Below are 17,383 nucleotides of genomic sequence, written 5' to 3'. Positions count from 1 at the left end.
TGAGATGAAAGAGTTAAGAAAAATTATTGGAGAAATAGAAGGGGCAGATAAAGAAGCGGTAAGAGCAGCACAGGAAGAACTTGACAGAAAAATGAAGCCTAATGGGAGTCTTGGAACTCTTGAAGATATAGCTCTAAAACTAGCAGGAATTAGTGGGTTTCCTGTGAAGAAGGTAAATAAAAGATGTCATATAGTAGCATCAGCAGATAATGGAGTAATAGAAGAAGGGATTTCTTCATGTCCTTTGGAGTATACACGTATAGTATCTGAAGCTATGCTTAATAGAATAGCGGCAATAGGTCTTTTGACAAGAACTATAGGAGTGGATTTCAACCTTGTAGATATTGGGATAAAAGATTCAATTCCTAGAGATTATCCTAATCTATACAGAAAAAACGTAAAAAAAGGAACTAATAATTTCTATAAAGAACCTGCAATGACACAGGAAGAATGTATAAAAGCAATAATGACAGGAATAGAATTGATAAAAGAAAAAGTAGAAACAGGCTATGATATTTTTTCAAATGGTGAAATGGGAATAGGTAATACTTCCACAAGTTCAGCAGTTCTATATTCTTTTACAAAAGGCGATATAGATAAGATAGTTGGTAGGGGAGCAGGACTTTCTGACAACGGTTTTATAAAAAAGAAAAAAATAATAGTGGAATCTTGTGAAAAATATGATACATTTAATATGGATCCAGTAGATGTACTGGCTCATGTAGGTGGACTGGATATAGCTTGTATGGTAGGAATGTATATAGGTGCAGCCAGATACAAAAAACTTATGCTTGTAGATGGATTTATATCAAGTGTAGCAGCTTTGGCAGCTTGTAAAATAGAACCAAAGATAAAAGATTATATAATTGCAACTCACATGAGTGAAGAACCAGGAATGGAATTAGTATTAAAAGAGTTGAGAGAAGAGGCATTTTTTAATATGAAAATGAGACTGGGAGAAGGAACAGGAGCAGTTCTTGCTTACCCTATAATTGATTGTGCAATAGAAGTAATAAATGGAATGAAAACACCAACAGCAGTATATGAACTTTTTCTATAGGTGGAGGTATGGAAAAATATTCTCCAGAGGGGCATAGAAAAAGACTCAAAGAAAAATATATGAAAAGTGGATATGAAGCTTTTCATGAATATGAAATATTAGAGATACTGCTCACATATTCTATTCCAAGAAAAGATGTAAAACCAATAGCAAAAAACCTTTTGAAAGTATTTGGGTCAACAGGAAAAATATTTGGTGCAGATATAAAGGAATTGTTAAAGGTAGAGGGAATAGGAGACAGCAGTGCTGTATTTCTAAAATTAATGGGAGATATAGCTAAGAACAGTTACAAAGAAAATTTGAAAGATAATGATATTTTAAATATAAAGAGTAAAAATGATCTTATATCTTATTTGAGAGGAGATATAGGTTTTTCTAAAAGAGAAGAGTTTAAAGTGTTGTTTTTAAATTCAGCAAATAATTTAATAGCAAGTGAAACACTTTTTTATGGTACAATAGATAAAAGTGCAGTTTATCCAAGAGAGATAGTGGAGAGGACAATAAGGAATGGAGCTAAATCAGTAGTTTTTGCTCATAATCATCCATCTGGGAATACAAGCCCATCTAAGCAGGATATAGAACTGACACAACATATGTATGACAGTCTTAAAACTTTAGATATAAGGCTGATTGATCATATAATAATTACAAAAAATTCCTACTTTAGTTTTTTAGAAGAAGGATTGATAGAATATTAGGAGGAATTAATGGAAGAAAACAGAGTAGAGCAGGAAATTGTTTCAACTGAAACTGTAGCTGCTCCAGCAGAAAAAAAGCTATATAAAGTACTTGGAGTAATGTTTGAGATAACTAAAAAAAGATATTACTTTGAAGTTGTAGATGATATTGAGTATAAAAAAGGCGATAAAGTAATAGTTGATACAGTTAGAGGAAAAGAGATAGGGGTTGTCTATGGAGAACCTATGATGATGAAAGAAGAGCAGCTTGTACTTCCTTTAAAGCCTGTTATAAAAAAAGCTGATGAGCAGGAAATAAAAAGATATAATGAATTGAAAGAGGAATCAGCTAAAGCAAATGCTCAATGTAAGGAGAGAATACTTCATCATAAACTGCCTATGAAGTTGGTGGGAACAGAGTATACATTTGATAAAACTAAGCTTATCTTCTATTTTACTGCTGAAGGAAGAATAGATTTCAGAGAATTGGTAAAAGATTTGGCTAATATTTTTAAACTTAGAATAGAACTTAGACAGATTGGTGTGAGAGATGAAGCAAGAATACTGGGAACAATTGGTATTTGTGGAAAAGAACTATGCTGTAGAACTTTTATAAATAAATTTGATTCTGTATCTATTAAAATGGCAAGAGATCAGGGACTTGTAATAAACCCTGCTAAAATATCAGGAGTATGTGGAAGACTTCTATGTTGTATAAACTATGAATATAGTCAATATGAGCAGGTGTTGAGAAGTTATCCAGCTGTAAATCAACAAGTAAGAACTGAAAAAGGAGATGGAAAGGTTATAAGTATAAGTCCATTGAATGGTTTCCTTTTTGTTGATGTGGAAAATATAGGTATTATGAAATTTGAGATCGATGAAGTAAAGTTCAATAAAAAAGAGGCAAGTAAGCTGAAAAGTGAAAAAACTCGTGAAGAACTTGAACATAAGGAACTTGAAAAGGAGTAAAAATGTTAGCAAATGAAGATATTACGTTGCTGGCTGGGAAATATAAGCTTATTCAAAAGAAAGATGGGTTTAGATTTTCTGTAGATGCAGTAATTTTATCAGACTTTTTTGCTTATCCTAAAAAAGGAAAAATATTGGATATAGGAACTGGGAATGGTGTCATTCCTATACTTCTTTCTTCAGAAAAAAAGGGAGAAGATATAACTGGTATAGATATACAGGAAGAAAATATTGAACTGGCAGAAAAAAATATTGAACTTAACTGCCTTAAAGAAAATATAAAAATAGTACATGGTGATGTCAAAGAATATTCTATGGGAAATTCTTTTGATTATATAGTTTCAAATCCTCCATATATGAAAGTGGATGGAAAGAAGCAAAATATCCTTAGCTGCAAATCTATAGCAAGACATGAGATAAAATTGAATCTTTCTCAACTGGTGCAAAGTGCAAAAAGACTTTTAAAGCCAGTGGGAAGTTTCTCTTTGGTTCATAGGAGTTATAGATTCACAGATATATCAAGAATTCTTGAAGATAGTGGGTTCTCTCTTAAAAGAGTGAGATTTGTTTATTTTTCTAAGGAAAAAAATTCAAACCTTGTTCTGATTGAAGCCTGGAAGGGTAAGAAATGCAAATTGGAGATAGAACCGCCGCTTTACTTAGAGGAGAGTGGTTACTGAAGACAGGAAGCTATAAGATAGAGTTTTGAGGATTTTTAAAAATATGTAATTAAAAAATTAGAAGGAGAATATTTTTAGAGGTGACAAATGGAACTTTTACAATTTTTAGAAGAAAATGATTTAGAAGCATTTAAAGAAAATTTAGATATGGACAGTGTTGAAGAAACAGATGAAAATGGAAATACTATTTTACATTATTGTGTTGAAGATGGAGCATATGATTTTATAGATGCTTTAGTATATTGTGGTGCTGATCCTAATGCTAAAAATAAAGATGGAGATACACCTATGCATATAGCAGCAATAAAAGATTTAGGAAAGATAATGGAACTTCTTATAGAATTTGGTGGAGAAGTTAATATCAAGAATAATCATCAAAGAACTGCTTTAAATCTTGCTACTGCTTCAAAAGCAAGGAGTGTTCTAAAAGTTATAGAAAATAGTGGAATGGACTATTCAGCTATGGTGGGGAGAGAAAAAATTGCTCATCATAAAAGATTAGAAGAAGAATATTAAAACTTAGGGATAGAAATATCCCTTTTTTTATGTTTTTTTAAAATAGAATTGGCTATTAAAATTAATTATTTTTTAGTTTAAGAGTAACTTCAGTAGAAAGAAAGTCTATTAATATTGTTCGCCAGCTCTAAATCGCTAAACTCGTTTCACTCAGACAGTAGCGATTTTTAACGAGCTGTTTCACTTTATTAATCACGACTTTCTTTCTAATTTTCGTTACTCCTAAACTATGATTTGTTTAAAAAAAGAGTCAAAAAAAGTTTTAGGAATCTTTAATAAACAACTCCTAAAACTTTTTAATTTTCTATAATTTCAATATTTTATTTTATAAAATAGAACACCATAATAGCTGCAAGGACATATAACCCAATACTTACCTCTTTAGCTTTTCCAGCACCTATCTTAACTACTGCATAAGAAATTATTCCAGCACCAACCCCATTAGAAATACTGTTAGTAAATGCTGTACAGATAACCATAAAGAATACAGGGAAAGATTCTGTAAAATTATCATATTCAATATTTCTCATTCCACCAAGCATAAGTATACCCATTATGATAAGAGCTGGAGCAGTTGCAGCAGCAGGTACCATAAGAGCCAGTGGACTTAAAAATAAACTGAAGAAGAATAATATCCCTGTAGAAACAGCAGTAAGTCCTGTTCTACCTCCAGCCCCAACACCAGCAGCAGATTCAACAAATGTAGTGATAGTAGTAGTTCCCATAGCAGCTCCAACTACTGTACCTAGAGCATCTACTAAGAAAGGTTTCTGAATATCAGGAAGATCTCCATTTTCATCTAAAAGACCAGCTTTTTCAGATACTCCCAGCAATGTTCCCAATGTAGAGAAAAAATCTCCAACAAAGAATACAAATAATATAGGAAGTACTTTTATACTGAATATATTTGAAAAATCAAGTTTAAAAGCAATATCACTTATAGTACTAGGCATAGCTACAAAGCTGGCAGGAATTTTAGTAACTCCCAAAGGAATTCCTATAAGAGTAGCAGAAACTATTCCAAGAAGCATATCACATTTAACTCTTCTGGCAGCAAGAATAGCTGTTACAAAAATTCCAAAAAGTGCTGTCATAGCTGCTGGATTGCTCAAATCTCCTATTGAAACAGAACCATTAACAGCTTTCATAAGTCCACCATTTTTGAATCCTAACTCAATAAGGAAAATTCCAACTGCTGCTCCTATCCCAAGCTTTAAACTTTTAGGAAGAAATCTTACAATAACTTCTCTAAAACCAAATATAGACATAATAAGGAAGATTATTCCAGATACAAAGTTCATAGCAAGACCTTGTTGCCATGTCACAGCTCCGCTTCCAACTAATGTCATAGCAAGGAAAGCATTACTTCCCATGGCTGGGGCTAATGCAAAAGGAAGTTTAGCATAAAATCCCATAAGCAGTGTAAAAATACAAGATGTAATAGCTGTTACTGTGAACACTTGATTGGCAGGCATTCCTGCCCCTTTCATAATCATTGGATGAACTATCAGGATATATGACATAGTCATAAAAGTAGCCAATCCAGCCCCCATCTCAACCTTGATGTTGCTTCCTCTTTCTGTTATCTTGAAATATTTATCCAAGAAACTTTCATTTTTGCTGTTCATTTTTTTGTTTTTCCCCCTTGTTAAAAAGCATTATTTAAAATTGTTTGATAACTTTTTGATTAACTACATCTATAAGACCAAGATCACTCATTTTTACCTCTGGAATAACAATAAGAGCCAGAGTACTAGGTCTAGTTATAGGGCTGTCAGTTTCTATACCATAAGTTCTAAGGAGAGCATTCATTCTTTGAATATCTAAACTGACATCTTTAGCTGGTTTTTGTGAAAGCATACCAGCTATTGGGAATGGAAGTTCATCAATTATTTTTCCATTTTCAGCTACAACTACTCCTCCACCTATTTCAGCTATTCTTTTAGAGATAGCCACAGCATCCTGAGGGTCATTGTATATAATGGTAATATTATGAGAGTCATGAGAGTAAGTAGTTCCTACAGCTCCTTTTGCCATATAGAAATTTTCAACTACAGCTAAAGCAATATTATCATTGTGATATCTATTAGCAATAGCAACAAAATTTAGTTCAGTTCCACTAAGATCAATATATCCATCTTTTACAGGAACTTCAAATATTTTTTTTCTAGTAATACTTCTTACCCTATCAGTATATTCCATACCAATAATTTCTATTTTTCCATTTTCTACAGGAACTTTTATTTTAAAATCTTCTGTTGAGAAATCTTTTATATTTACAGTATTTCTATTTTCTATTTCAATAACAGGCTTTTTGATTTCAATGATCATCTGATTGTTCTCTGCGACTAATTTACCTTTATAGTATACAGAACTTACATTGATATCTTTAAGATTATCAAATACTACCATATCAGCAAAGTAGCCAGGAGCAACAGCACCTAATTTTTCCAAGTGGTAAGCTTGGGCAGTATTTAAAGTGACCGCTCTTATTGCTTCTATTGGATCAAGTCCAGCTTTTATAGCAATTCTTACACAATCATTTATATGACCTTTTTCAAGAATATCTTTAGGCTCTCTGTCATCTGTACATAAGGTTAAGTTTCTAGGTGACTTCAAGTCTTTTATATTTTCAACAATAGAAGTAATATTCTTTGACATAGAACTTTCTCTAGCGTCAACAATCATTCCTTTTCTTATTTTTTCTTTTGCATGGATTCCATTTCTTACTTCATGACATGATACAGGACCACCACATAGATAAGCAGAAAGATCTTCACCAGTCACTTCAGGAGCATGTCCTTGAAGAAATTTATTTTTTTGATATGCAGCATCTATTATATCTTCCATTCTTTTATCAGAATTAATGACACCAACATAGTCCATTACTTCTCCTAATCCAAGAATTCTATCTTTATCCAGCATTCTGTCTATCATATCAGCTGTAAGTTCAGCTCCAGTAGTTTCAAGCCCTACTACTGATGGTACACATGAAGGAATAAGGAAATATTGATTCATAGGAAGATTTTCAGAAGCTTCAAGCATATAGTCAACTCCCTCTTCTCCTAAAGCATTTCCTATTTCATGGGGATCAGCTATTATAGTAGTAGTTCCCTTTGGAATAACAGCCTCAGCAAAGTGATATGGAGTCAGATGACTACTCTCTATATGCAAGTGGGAATCAATAAATCCAGGAGCAAGATATTTTCCTTTCAAGTCTACTATTTTCTCAGCTTTTTTATTTTTATCATTTTCAATTTCTACTACATCTGCAATATATTCATTGTATAGATATACATTAGCCATATAGATTTCCCCAGAAAACACATTTACAAGATTAGCATTTTCCAGTTTTAAAGTTGCTTCTCTCTTTCCAAGGGCAGTTTCTATAAGTTTTCTTCTATCTATTTTATTCATTTATTCCTCCTTGAATGAAATTATATCATTTTTAAAAATATATTATATTATATACTATAATTTGGAAAACGTAAATAAATACATTTCAAGCATAATTAAATAAGGGGTTTTAATTTTGAAATTTAAAAGATTCATAAAACATAAAATTTTATATTGATAAAAATAATTAATCTAAGTTTAATGTTGACAAAAATAGAATTATAGAGTAATAAAGTAACATAGAAAAAAGTTAAAAGGTTGAATATTAATGTATAAAAAAATATTGACTTTTTCTCCATCTCAGAGATGGAGCAGCAAAATTTTTTGCCTGAAAGTATGCTATGCTGCTCCATCTCTTGTTATAATATATTTGCTAGCAAAAGATGGTTATATAATCCTAAAATGAGAGTAGGGAGGAATAAGAAATGGCTTCGGAATATAAATTAAATTTAAAAGTATCAAAAGAGGATTTGGAATTAATAAATGGTGCAGGTAAAAGAGTAGTTTTAGTAAAAGAGAATGGAGAAGGAAGTTTCTCATCAGGTTCAGAATTTATTGATGATGTAGCATGGGTTACTTTTCAACTTTGGGAACTAAATAATGTAACTTGGCAGGAAGAATATTATGTTTATGCTTCAGATGTAGAAAAACAAAGTGGTGCAGTGATAGAAAAAGCATCATATGAAGAAGCAGAACCAAAAACAAAAATGTATACATTTGATAATGGATATTTTTCTGCATCTCAATTTAATGGAGAAGCTCATCCAACAGCTTATTTTATAAAAAATGGATATGATAAACCTGAAACATTTGGATTAGCTCAAACAGTAAAAGTTGGAAAACAAGTATATGAAGCAAATCCTATTAATGCAATGACTGTATTTAATAATGAACAAGCATATTTTATTCCAATTGAAAAAGTAAAAGTATTTTTAGCAGCTAAAGCTGAAAATGGTAAAGTAATATCAATAGCACAATCACAAGCCTTACTAGTAGATTTTACTGAAAAACCAGAAAGAACAATAACTTATGATAGAAGTACTTCGAAATTTGTAATAGTAGATTAAAAAATACTAGAGGTAGGTATAAAAAATTATGGAAGAAAAAATTTTAAGACCTATAGAAGATTATAAAGCAGAATTAGAAGCGCTTAATTTTATTTGTAATAACTATGAAGCTAAAAGTAAAAAAGCAGGAGATAAAAAATCTGTTCAAAATTTAGCTGATGCTGAAGGTATTCAAAAACGAGTAATGAAAATTGGAGAAAATGTATTACAGAATATTAAAATACATTTAGAAGAAGAACTTTTTCTTACAGATGAAGAAAAAGAATTACTTGATAAATGTAAGAAAGCACTAGATACAGAAGTGCCAATTTTTCCTCCTTCAGACGGGATAATAACTGGAACAGTTTTTGGAATAGGAAAGCTGATAAATCTTGTAAGTTACTTATATGAAAGATATCAGATTTCAAGAAATGATAAAGAATTATTAAAATTTATTGAAGAAAAAGGTCTTGAAGTAATGGCTAATTATCCAGCTTCTATTATCGCTGATATAATAGAAAGTGCTGTTACTTATGCTATCCCAGATTCTAAAATGATAGAGTTAGTTTTAAAAGAGTTAGAAAAAGCTAAAGATTTAGGAAATAAATATAGAAAAGAAACAGAAAATTTTACTATTGAATATGCAAAGAGACTTTTGCGTGTAGCAAAATATGCATATTCAGGAATAAAAGAAAATAATAAATATTTAATTTCTCCAATGAGAAAAATTGAACTGCCTGATGCAATAGGAGGAATGGAGTCTTACAATCAGAGTACAGGAATGTTGGAAATTCCAGGAAGTATGAAAGTTATATTTGGTAAATTAGAAAAAGATATAGTAATTGGATTTGCAGGGACAGAAATAACAAGTAAACTCTCAACTTTAGGGACTGATATCCAACAAATTCTATCTCCTAATTTAATGTATTTAAGAGCAGCAGGAATAGTATCAATTATGCGAAGCTATTATCCTAAAGAGCAAAAAATAATAGTAGCAGGACATTCATTAGGAGGAGGACTTGCACAGGCAGCAATTGTTTCAAATATAAGAAACGAAAATGTTTTGGAAGATAATCTCTTAGGTGCTGTATATAATTCTGCTGGACTTTCATTGGTAACATTATTAATAGCATCAGAAGATGAGAGAAGAATAGAACAAGCATCAAAGAACATAACACATTACAGAGCACCTCTTGATCCTGTATCAGCGTTTGGAGCTCTTATAGGAACAGTAAAAGAATTAGAAGGAGCTTCTGTTCCATATCATTGTATTTCAAATATAAAAAATAGTTTTATATAGGTTAAATGAAAATTACTGAAAATACACTATACAGCCAGGGAGATTTTTTATCTCCTTGGTTTTTTATATTGCTGTATTCCATTATACTAAATTGTTTTAAAAATATTATAAAATATGTTATTATAGTTATAAGTGAAGAATAAAAATATTGGGGGAAAGGTTAAGGAGCAGCTATGGAACTTATAAAAAATCTTTTTGGGGAAAAAGGTTATATTGATGGAATAACAATTATAGATGTAAAAGGGGAAATACTTTTTACTGTTAAATTTAATAGTAAGCTTAATAGTAATAGTGTAGATTATGAAGTAATGGGGAAAAATTTTTATGAAATATATGAAAATCTTTCTGGAAATAAAAGCAGTATGTATAGAGCTATGGAATTGGAAATGCCTATATATGTTAAAAATCAAAAACTTAAACCTAAAAATCATAAAGAAATATTGATTTCTTCATTATCAATACCAATAAAATTTGGGGGAAGAGTAGTTGGAGCAATAGACTTATCCTCAGAAGAGATAACTGATTCCAAAAAATTTGAAAAAGATACTGAAATAAATTTAGATGAATTAAAAAAAATAAATTTAAAAAATCTTTCTTTAAATAAAAATGGAGCAAAATATACTCTTAATGATATTATTACCAATAACTTTGAAATGAAGCAGTTAAAAGAATTTATAAAGACTATATCTGATTCATATCTTCCAATAATGATTTATGGAGAAACAGGAACTGGAAAAGAGCTTTTTGCCCAAGCTATCCATAATGAAAGCAAGAGGAAGGATAAACCTTTCATTGCTCAAAATTGTGCAGCTATACCAGAGAATCTTCTTGAAAGTATATTCTTTGGAACATCTAAAGGAGCTTTTACAGGGGCTGTAGACAGTCCAGGATTATTAGAAATAGCAGATGGAGGGACTATTTTTTTAGATGAGATTAACTCTATGCCTATGAATCTGCAGTCTAAGCTATTGAGAGCTTTACAGGAGAATAAAATAAGAAGAATAGGAGCAAAGGATGTAATAGATATCAATGTAAAAATAATTGCAGCTTTGAATAAAGATCCTATGAAAGCAATAGAAGATAATGAATTAAGAATGGATCTTTACTATAGGCTTAGTGTTTTAAATATAACTATTCCACCATTGAGAGAGAGAAAAGATGATATCTCTGTTCTTGTAAATTATTTTGTTGCTAAATATAATGAACTTCTTGAAAAAAATGTTAGATATATCTCAAGTGATATTTGTCAGGCATTCCAGACATATGATTGGCCAGGAAATATAAGAGAGATAGAGCATATAGTAGCTTTTGGTATGAGTGTTATAAGACCAGATGAAGAAAAACTTGAATTTTCTGATTTAGAAAGAAAATGGGTAGAGATAACTGGGAAGAAAAAACAAAAAACAGAACTTCCTGTTAAAGATTTAAAAACAATGGTAGAGGAATATGAAAAAAGTGTAATAGAAAAAGTTCTGGAGATGTCTATGCACAATATAACAAAAGCTTCATTGATACTAAAAATACCAAGACAAACTTTACAGAGAAAAATAAAACAATATGAATTATAAGGAGTGAGAATATTGAAAAAGAAATTTGCATTTATACTTATGGGAAATCATTATACTCCAGAAGTACATAAAGCTGTATTTGAAACTGAAAATCAGGTGACTTATATTTGTACTATAAAGAGTTTTAATGAAATGGAAGAAAAAATAAAATATTTGATGGGAGAAGGAGTTGGGGCAATAGAGCTATGTGGTGCTTTTGGTAAAGAAAAAGCAGACGAAGTAGTAAAAATGACAGATAATAAAGTAGCAGTTGGATATATTATTCATGATCCTTCCTTAGATCCTTTGTTTAAGAAATTTTTTGGTAATTAAAATTGAAAAAAGATATGTAAAATTACTTGGCCTGGAAATTTTGTAATTAAATTTCTGGGCTTTTCTTTTACCTAGCTCAAATATGATTAGAAAATCAAAAGTTGGCATTAAATTGCTCAAATATGGGCAATATATATAATTTATAATGAATTATAATAAAACTTTTAATTTGAAAATAAAACACAAAGTAAAAAAACAAAGAAATAAATTTTATAATAATGACATATTTTATCCTTTTCAGATCATAAAAAAAATATTAATTATTGGCATGAATATTGCTTTATATTATGGCATAAATAAAGCAGTATACTAAGGAGGATAAATGAAAGTAGGATTATTAAAAGATATTAAGGATGGAGAATTCAGAACTATAATGACACCTAATGAAGCAGCGGAATTAATTTCAATAGGGGCTGAAGTATATGTAGAAACTGGAGCAGGTGCAGGGGCAAGTTTTGAAGATGCAGATTATGTAAAAGCTGGAGCAAAAATAGCAAAAGATATGAAAGAAATCTATGCAACTTGTGACTTTGTTACAAAAGTAAAAGAATTGGAAGAATGTGAATTTGACCTTTTAAGAGAGGGGCAAATAATATTCACTTGTCTGCACCCAGCAGCTTCAAAAGATGAAGTAGATGTTTTACTAAAATCAAAAGTTATAGCTTTCACTGCAGAAGACACTCACAGATATGGATCACCTAACTGTGAAATAGCTGGTAAATTAGGACTTTTAAAAGGTGCTGAACATCTATTGAGAACTAATGGTGGTTCTGGACAGTTAATTTGTGGAGCAGGAGGAGCACCAGCAGCTAATGTTCTTATTATAGGAGCTGGACTTGCAGGAACTGGAGCATTACAACTAGCTTATGGACTTGGAGCTAACATAACAGTGATGGATATCAATGTAAAAATATTAAGAGATTTAATAGAAAAATATCCAGGTATCAATACAATGATATCTAACTCAGCAAATATAAAAGCTTTAATGCCTAATCTTGATATTATATTAAACTGTGTAAAATGGCCTAAACATAGAAGAGATCACCTAGTAACTAGAGAAATGCTTTCTCTGATGAAAAAAGGATCTGTAATAGTAGATGTAAGTGCTGATGTTGGTGGAGCTATTGAAACTTATCATCATACTACTCATGAAAACCCTACATTTGTTGTAGATGGGATAGTACATTATGGAGTAGACAATATACCAGGGGCAGCTTCAAAAACTACATCTATAGCTTATGCAGCAAGTGTTATAGAACATTTCAAATCAATAGTTCAAAATGGAGTAAAAGAAGCATGCAGACTTAATGGATACCTTAGAAGAAGCATGACTTCATATATGGGAGTGCTTACACATGAAGAAACATCAGCTATCCAAGGAAGAGAATGGGTAACTCCAGAAGAGATGTTAGGATTAGAAGAAGGAACTTATAGCATAGCACCTAAAGCTACAAGTACTTCATCAAAACCTACAACTTGTAAAAAATAGCCAACCATATACTCAAACATAGATTGTACTTTAGAAGGATGGATAAAGTAAGAAAAAAGCTAAGACCAGAGCATTTCACTTTATCCATTTTTTTCTAAAAAGTAAAAGGGGAAAATTTTATTATAGGAGGTAATCATGGATTTTAGCATTGAAGTGTTGTTTTTGGATTTAATGAAGGCAGCAGTACTTATTTTTTTAGGGCATATGTTGAGAAGTAAGGTTAAATTTTTACAAAACTTATATATACCATCAAGTTTAATAGCAGGGTTTATAGGACTAGCTATAGGACCATATGGAATAAATATTCTTCGTTTTTCTAGTCATATGGGAAATTATACATCAGCATTTATGGTTATTGTTTTCTCAGCAATTGCTTATGGAAGTTTCTCGGTAGTCAAAGAAGAGAAAAGACTTGGAGAATTGAAAGAATCAAAGGGAGAAAGCTTAAAAAGAATACTTGCTTTATATGTTTATCGTTCTATTGCCTCAATATTGGTGTATATAGTTCCAATTGGTGTAGGGGTATATATTATAGATAAATTTATTATGAAACTTCCAGAAGGATTTACTATCCTTGTAGGAGGAGGATTTGTAGGAGGTCATGGAACTAATGCAGCATTTGGATCAGCTGTAACAGAAGCAACTGGTTGGACAGGAGCTACTGATGTTGGAATGACATTTGCTACTGTAGGTGTTCTTGTAGGTCTTATTGGTGGAATAATATTAATAAAAAATGCTACTAATAATAAATACACAAGTTTTGTAAATAGATTTGATGCTTTGCCTGAACAATTTAAAACTGGATGGATGCCAGAAAATAATGAACCAGAAATGGGAAAAGAAATGGTAAGTCCAATAGCTTTGGATCCACTGGCTTGGAGCTTTTTAATGATAATAATTCCAACTGGATTAGCTTATGCAACTATTAAGTATGTAAGAATATATCTTTCTACAATGCCTACATATTTATGGGCTTTTCTTATAGCGGTGGCTATGACACAATTATTGAAATATTCTGGAATTGGAAAACATGTAGATAAACGTTCTATCTCAAGAATAAGTGGGAGTGCAACTGATTTTCTTGTATTCTTTGGAGTAGCAGGAATCAAGATAGAAATAGTTATGCAGTATGCAATGCCAATTATAGTTTTATCAGCTTTAGCTTTAGGAAGTTTATTACTTTGTATGTACATGATTGGACCTCGTTTGAATAATAAATACTGGTTTGAGCGTTGTATATTTGTATATGGATATTGTACAGGAGTGTATGCAATAGGTTTGACTCTTTTAAGAATATGTGATCCAGAAGGAAAATCAAAAACTTTGGAAGATGCAGCAGTAACTTCACCAATAGACTTTGTTGAGTACTATACTCTATTGTTAGGGCCAATTCTGTTAAGTACTGGAAGAGTAAATACCTTTATGACAGTTATGGTTATAACATTAGTAGTAAGTTTTGTAGCAGCATTTGTATTAAAACTTTGGAATCCAGTACATAAGGAAAGACTTAGCGATGCAGAATTAGAAATCTAAATCCAATGGAAATAATTGATTATTAAGTAAATAAAAAAATGGTGGCTGAATAAGTCACCATTTTTTTATATTACATGAGTTAGAGGCATTAAAATAATACCTGCAAAAGTTGCTATCAAGGCTTCCTTAGTATAACCATATTGTCTTGAGCTGGGAAGAAGTTCTTCAATAGCTATATAGAGCATTACTCCTGAAATAATTCCAAAAATCATACCAAGAGTTAAATCATTTATGTAAGGTTTAAGTATAAGAAAAGCTAAAGTAGCTCCAATAGGTTCTGCTATTCCTGATAAAAAAGTATATTTGAAAGCTTTCATTTTACTTCCAGTGGCAAAATAAATAGGCATTGCTACAGAGATTCCTTCTGGAATATTGTGCATAGCTATAGCCAATGCAATAGAAATTCCCAAAGTCATATTTTCATAACCAGCCATAAATGTTGCTATCCCTTCTGGAAAGTTATGCAGTCCAATTGCAAGAGTAGAAACAAAACCTACTCTAAAAAGATTTTCATGCTGTTTTCCATCTCCATGAGGTTCATCTTCATGAGGAACAAATTTATCCAAAAGAGCTGCTAATAATACTCCAACAAGAAGAAAAACTACTCCTAATACTACTCCCATTTTTTCTCCAGCATAAGCTGCTAATAAAATATTAGCATTGGGCATAAGATCAGTAAATGATACACTTACCATTACTCCACCAGCAAATCCGAGTGATATAGTCACTAGCTTTTCACTTTTTTTATTAGTTATAAATATTATGAAAGCCCCAAGCAGTGTTGACATCCCAGCTAAGAAAGATAAAATCAATGCTCTTATCGCTGCTACATCTTCAAACATTTATTCACTTCCTTTCTTTAAATTATGAGATTTTATATATATTACAAAAAATATCTCCTAATTCCTTTATAAATTATTTTTCATTTTTTAAAAGTTCATAACTGCTTGAAATAGTTGGCATCTTTAATACATCAAGCATTCTTTCAAGAAGGACTCCTTCCCTATTTGGATATTTAAAGCCATAGCTTGCTAAAATACATTGAGTAATAAATTGCACCCCTCTTTCTATAGCAATAGGAAGACTGTCTCCTTGAAGAAGGCTTCCTATAACAACGCTTGTATAAGCATCTCCAGTACCAGGATAAGAAGCAGGAATGTATTTACAGCTTACTTTCCAAAAAACATTATTTTCTCTGTCATAAGCTACAACATTTGTTTTTCTGTCAGTAGAATGAGAATCTTCGTCTGGAACACTTGTGGCTATTACTATTTTAGGACCCAGTGCTGCAAGTTCTATAAGCCATTCTTTTATTTCAGCCTCACTTATTTCCTTCTTATATTCTTTATCTAAAAGAAAAGTAACTTCTGTAAAATTAGGAGTGATTATATCAGCCTTTCCAATAAGTTTTTTCATTTCTTCTACCATTTCTTTTCCCATTGTTCCATATAGTCTTCCATTATCTCCTAATACAGGGTCTATAACAGTAAGATTATTTTTATGACCAAAGAAATCAACAAAATCAGCAACTATTTTTATTTGCCTGGGTGAACCTAAAAATCCAGAATATATACAATCAAATTCAAGTCCAAGTTTTTTCCAATGTGCTATGTGCTGCTCCATGTAATCTGTAAGATCAAGAAAACTGAAACCTTCAAAGCCTCCAGTATGAGTAGAAAGTACTGCTGTAGGAACAGGGCATACCTGTAACTTCATACTTGAAAGTATAGGGATGATGCTTGTTAATGAAGATCTTCCATAACCAGAAAGGTCATGAATAGCTGCTACTTTTTTTACTATATTATCCATTTTATTCCCCTTTTATTTTAGTCTGTATGTTTTTATTCCTTTATAGTCTATTACATTAATTTTAGAATCATTTTCTAATTTTATAAATATATTTTTAATATTTTCTTCATTTCTTGAACTCATAAAACTTTCAACTTCAAATTGATTCATGGGATGTCTTCTTATTATGCTTAGAATAGCTTCATAATTATCTGCTATTTCACTAAAAAAACTTCCAGAGCTCAACATATCAATAGATATACCTCTAAGTTCATGAACAGCATACTCCATATCTTCCTTACTTACAGTTTTTACATAATCTTCAGCAGGAGGTCTTACAGGAGTATTGAGATATAATCTATCATATTTTATTCTTTTTAGTAATTCCTTAAAAGAAGCAATAGATTTTTTATTACAATTAATTCCATCAATCAGCATTATTTCAAGCCATAATTGTCCCTTGTATTCATGGGAAAATTTAATCAAACCATTTAATTCGTCTTCAAATTGTATATATCCTAAAGGTCTGTCAATTTTTTTTGCAGTTTCCTGATTATAACCATCAAGAGAAGGAAGGACTATGTCAGCTTCATAAAGTTCTTCTCTTACTTTAGAGTCATGTAGAAGAGCACCATTAGTAATAACAGCTACAGGTTTATCAGTAAAACTTTTAATTTTTTTTATAAGATCCCCAAGTCTTGAATAAAGAGTAGGTTCACCTTCACCAACAATAGTAATAACATCAAATTTATCAGAATCTTTCAAATAGATTTTAAACTCTTTTATAATTTCTTCAAGTTTAAAAAATTCCCTTCTATCTCCAATCATTTTGTCAGTTCTTCCAAGTTGACAGTAAATACATGAATAATTACACGTTTTACGAGGGATAGGACTTATTCCTAGAGAATTTCCAAGCCTTCGTGAAGGAACAGGACCAAAAATATATTTCATAGTTTCCATATTCTTTTCCTCCCAAATGATTAAAATTTAAGATTATTATATCTTAAATAAAAAAAATATTTCCATAATTATTATACAATATTTTG

At 31.0% G+C, this 17,383-nt stretch carries 16 protein-coding genes; 11 read left to right on the top strand and 5 right to left on the bottom strand.

All coding sequences use genetic code 11. From position 1 onward, the window contains the following. Positions 1-4 precede the first annotated feature (4 nt). The 5 genes from cobT (at position 5) to E0E45_RS09360 (ending at position 3,905) form a co-directional block, all read left to right on the top strand. Entirely contained in the window at positions 5-1,060 is a 1,056-nt protein-coding gene (gene cobT, locus E0E45_RS09380) for a nicotinate-nucleotide--dimethylbenzimidazole phosphoribosyltransferase (protein WP_130890919.1), read from the top strand. 8 nt (positions 1,061-1,068) lie between these two features. Beyond that, positions 1,069-1,758 (top strand): RadC family protein, encoded by a 690-nt coding sequence (gene radC, locus E0E45_RS09375; protein WP_130890918.1) that lies wholly within the window; start codon positions 1,069-1,071, stop codon positions 1,756-1,758. A 9-nt stretch (positions 1,759-1,767) separates the two neighbouring features. After that, the gene (locus tag E0E45_RS09370; RefSeq protein ID WP_130890917.1) at positions 1,768-2,709 is read left to right on the top strand and encodes a PSP1 domain-containing protein; all 942 of its coding nucleotides are present in this window, start codon (positions 1,768-1,770) and stop codon (positions 2,707-2,709) included. Between the two features lie 2 nt (positions 2,710-2,711). Next, complete coding sequence (locus E0E45_RS09365; protein ID WP_130890916.1) at positions 2,712-3,389, top strand: tRNA1(Val) (adenine(37)-N6)-methyltransferase; 678 nt, start codon at positions 2,712-2,714, stop codon at positions 3,387-3,389. An 87-nt stretch (positions 3,390-3,476) separates the two neighbouring features. Continuing rightward, on the top strand, positions 3,477-3,905 hold the full coding sequence (locus E0E45_RS09360) for an ankyrin repeat domain-containing protein (protein ID WP_005976327.1): 429 nt from the start codon (positions 3,477-3,479) through the stop codon (positions 3,903-3,905). Positions 3,906-4,225: 320 nt separating this feature from the next. Here the strand turns inward: E0E45_RS09360 and E0E45_RS09355 are convergent, their stop codons facing one another. Both E0E45_RS09355 and ade read right to left on the bottom strand, forming a co-directional pair. Next, the gene (locus E0E45_RS09355) at positions 4,226-5,533 is read right to left on the bottom strand and encodes an NCS2 family permease (RefSeq protein ID WP_130890915.1); all 1,308 of its coding nucleotides are present in this window, start codon (positions 5,531-5,533) and stop codon (positions 4,226-4,228) included. 34 nt (positions 5,534-5,567) lie between these two features. Then, positions 5,568-7,322, bottom strand: a complete 1,755-nt coding sequence (gene ade, locus E0E45_RS09350) for an adenine deaminase (RefSeq protein ID WP_130890914.1) — start codon at positions 7,320-7,322, stop codon at positions 5,568-5,570. A gap of 404 nt (positions 7,323-7,726) precedes the next feature. Here ade and E0E45_RS09345 point away from each other — a divergent pair, with 404 nt between their 5' ends. The 6 genes from E0E45_RS09345 to E0E45_RS09320 all read left to right on the top strand — a co-directional run bounded on the left by E0E45_RS09345 (position 7,727) and on the right by E0E45_RS09320 (position 14,549). After that, positions 7,727-8,368, top strand: coding sequence for a hypothetical protein (locus E0E45_RS09345; protein ID WP_130890913.1), 642 nt, complete (start codon positions 7,727-7,729; stop codon positions 8,366-8,368). A 28-nt stretch (positions 8,369-8,396) separates the two neighbouring features. Next, entirely contained in the window at positions 8,397-9,647 is a 1,251-nt protein-coding gene (locus tag E0E45_RS09340; protein WP_130890912.1) for an alpha/beta hydrolase, read from the top strand. Positions 9,648-9,820: 173 nt separating this feature from the next. Then, entirely contained in the window at positions 9,821-11,215 is a 1,395-nt protein-coding gene (locus E0E45_RS09335; RefSeq protein WP_130890911.1) for a sigma-54 interaction domain-containing protein, read from the top strand. Between the two features lie 12 nt (positions 11,216-11,227). Beyond that, entirely contained in the window at positions 11,228-11,527 is a 300-nt protein-coding gene (locus tag E0E45_RS09330) for a DUF6506 family protein (RefSeq protein WP_130890910.1), read from the top strand. A 322-nt stretch (positions 11,528-11,849) separates the two neighbouring features. Next, positions 11,850-13,016, top strand: coding sequence for an alanine dehydrogenase (locus E0E45_RS09325; RefSeq protein ID WP_130890909.1), 1,167 nt, complete (start codon positions 11,850-11,852; stop codon positions 13,014-13,016). Between the two features lie 135 nt (positions 13,017-13,151). Then, positions 13,152-14,549, top strand: a complete 1,398-nt coding sequence (locus E0E45_RS09320; protein ID WP_130890908.1) for a sodium/glutamate symporter — start codon at positions 13,152-13,154, stop codon at positions 14,547-14,549. Between the two features lie 65 nt (positions 14,550-14,614). Here E0E45_RS09320 and zupT read toward each other — a convergent pair whose 3' ends face one another. From zupT to E0E45_RS09305, 3 genes are all read right to left on the bottom strand, one after another. Then, on the bottom strand, positions 14,615-15,391 hold the full coding sequence (gene zupT / locus E0E45_RS09315; RefSeq protein ID WP_130890907.1) for a zinc transporter ZupT: 777 nt from the start codon (positions 15,389-15,391) through the stop codon (positions 14,615-14,617). Positions 15,392-15,464: 73 nt separating this feature from the next. After that, positions 15,465-16,358, bottom strand: coding sequence for a pyridoxamine kinase (locus E0E45_RS09310; RefSeq protein ID WP_130890906.1), 894 nt, complete (start codon positions 16,356-16,358; stop codon positions 15,465-15,467). Positions 16,359-16,370: 12 nt separating this feature from the next. After that, a complete protein-coding gene (locus tag E0E45_RS09305; protein WP_130890905.1) occupies positions 16,371-17,297 on the bottom strand; it encodes a radical SAM protein in 927 nt (308 codons plus the stop codon). Positions 17,298-17,383: the final 86 nt, after the last annotated feature.

It is taken from the genome of Fusobacterium ulcerans ATCC 49185 (assembly GCF_900683735.1).
GTDB lineage: Bacteria > Fusobacteriota > Fusobacteriia > Fusobacteriales > Fusobacteriaceae > Fusobacterium_A > Fusobacterium_A ulcerans_A.
The sequence above is the reverse complement of the archived record's forward strand: the minus strand, read 5'-3'. Positions and strand labels throughout refer to the sequence as shown.

Excerpts from the sequence above, each read along its gene's own strand:
- ade (WP_130890914.1), bottom strand. The coding sequence starts at position 7,322 with ATGAATAAAATAGATAGAAGAAAACTTATAGAAACTGCCCTTGGAAAG.
- E0E45_RS09325 (WP_130890909.1), top strand. The coding sequence starts at position 11,850 with ATGAAAGTAGGATTATTAAAAGATATTAAGGATGGAGAATTCAGAACT.
- cobT (WP_130890919.1), top strand. The coding sequence starts at position 5 with ATGAAAGAGTTAAGAAAAATTATTGGAGAAATAGAAGGGGCAGATAAA.
- E0E45_RS09320 (WP_130890908.1), top strand. The coding sequence starts at position 13,152 with ATGGATTTTAGCATTGAAGTGTTGTTTTTGGATTTAATGAAGGCAGCA.
- E0E45_RS09305 (WP_130890905.1), bottom strand. The coding sequence starts at position 17,297 with ATGGAAACTATGAAATATATTTTTGGTCCTGTTCCTTCACGAAGGCTT.
- E0E45_RS09340 (WP_130890912.1), top strand. The coding sequence starts at position 8,397 with ATGGAAGAAAAAATTTTAAGACCTATAGAAGATTATAAAGCAGAATTA.
- E0E45_RS09335 (WP_130890911.1), top strand. The coding sequence starts at position 9,821 with ATGGAACTTATAAAAAATCTTTTTGGGGAAAAAGGTTATATTGATGGA.
- E0E45_RS09360 (WP_005976327.1), top strand. The coding sequence starts at position 3,477 with ATGGAACTTTTACAATTTTTAGAAGAAAATGATTTAGAAGCATTTAAA.
- E0E45_RS09345 (WP_130890913.1), top strand. The coding sequence starts at position 7,727 with ATGGCTTCGGAATATAAATTAAATTTAAAAGTATCAAAAGAGGATTTG.
- E0E45_RS09370 (WP_130890917.1), top strand. The coding sequence starts at position 1,768 with ATGGAAGAAAACAGAGTAGAGCAGGAAATTGTTTCAACTGAAACTGTA.
- radC (WP_130890918.1), top strand. The coding sequence starts at position 1,069 with ATGGAAAAATATTCTCCAGAGGGGCATAGAAAAAGACTCAAAGAAAAA.
- E0E45_RS09310 (WP_130890906.1), bottom strand. The coding sequence starts at position 16,358 with ATGGATAATATAGTAAAAAAAGTAGCAGCTATTCATGACCTTTCTGGT.
- zupT (WP_130890907.1), bottom strand. The coding sequence starts at position 15,391 with ATGTTTGAAGATGTAGCAGCGATAAGAGCATTGATTTTATCTTTCTTA.
- E0E45_RS09365 (WP_130890916.1), top strand. The coding sequence starts at position 2,712 with ATGTTAGCAAATGAAGATATTACGTTGCTGGCTGGGAAATATAAGCTT.
- E0E45_RS09355 (WP_130890915.1), bottom strand. The coding sequence starts at position 5,533 with ATGAACAGCAAAAATGAAAGTTTCTTGGATAAATATTTCAAGATAACA.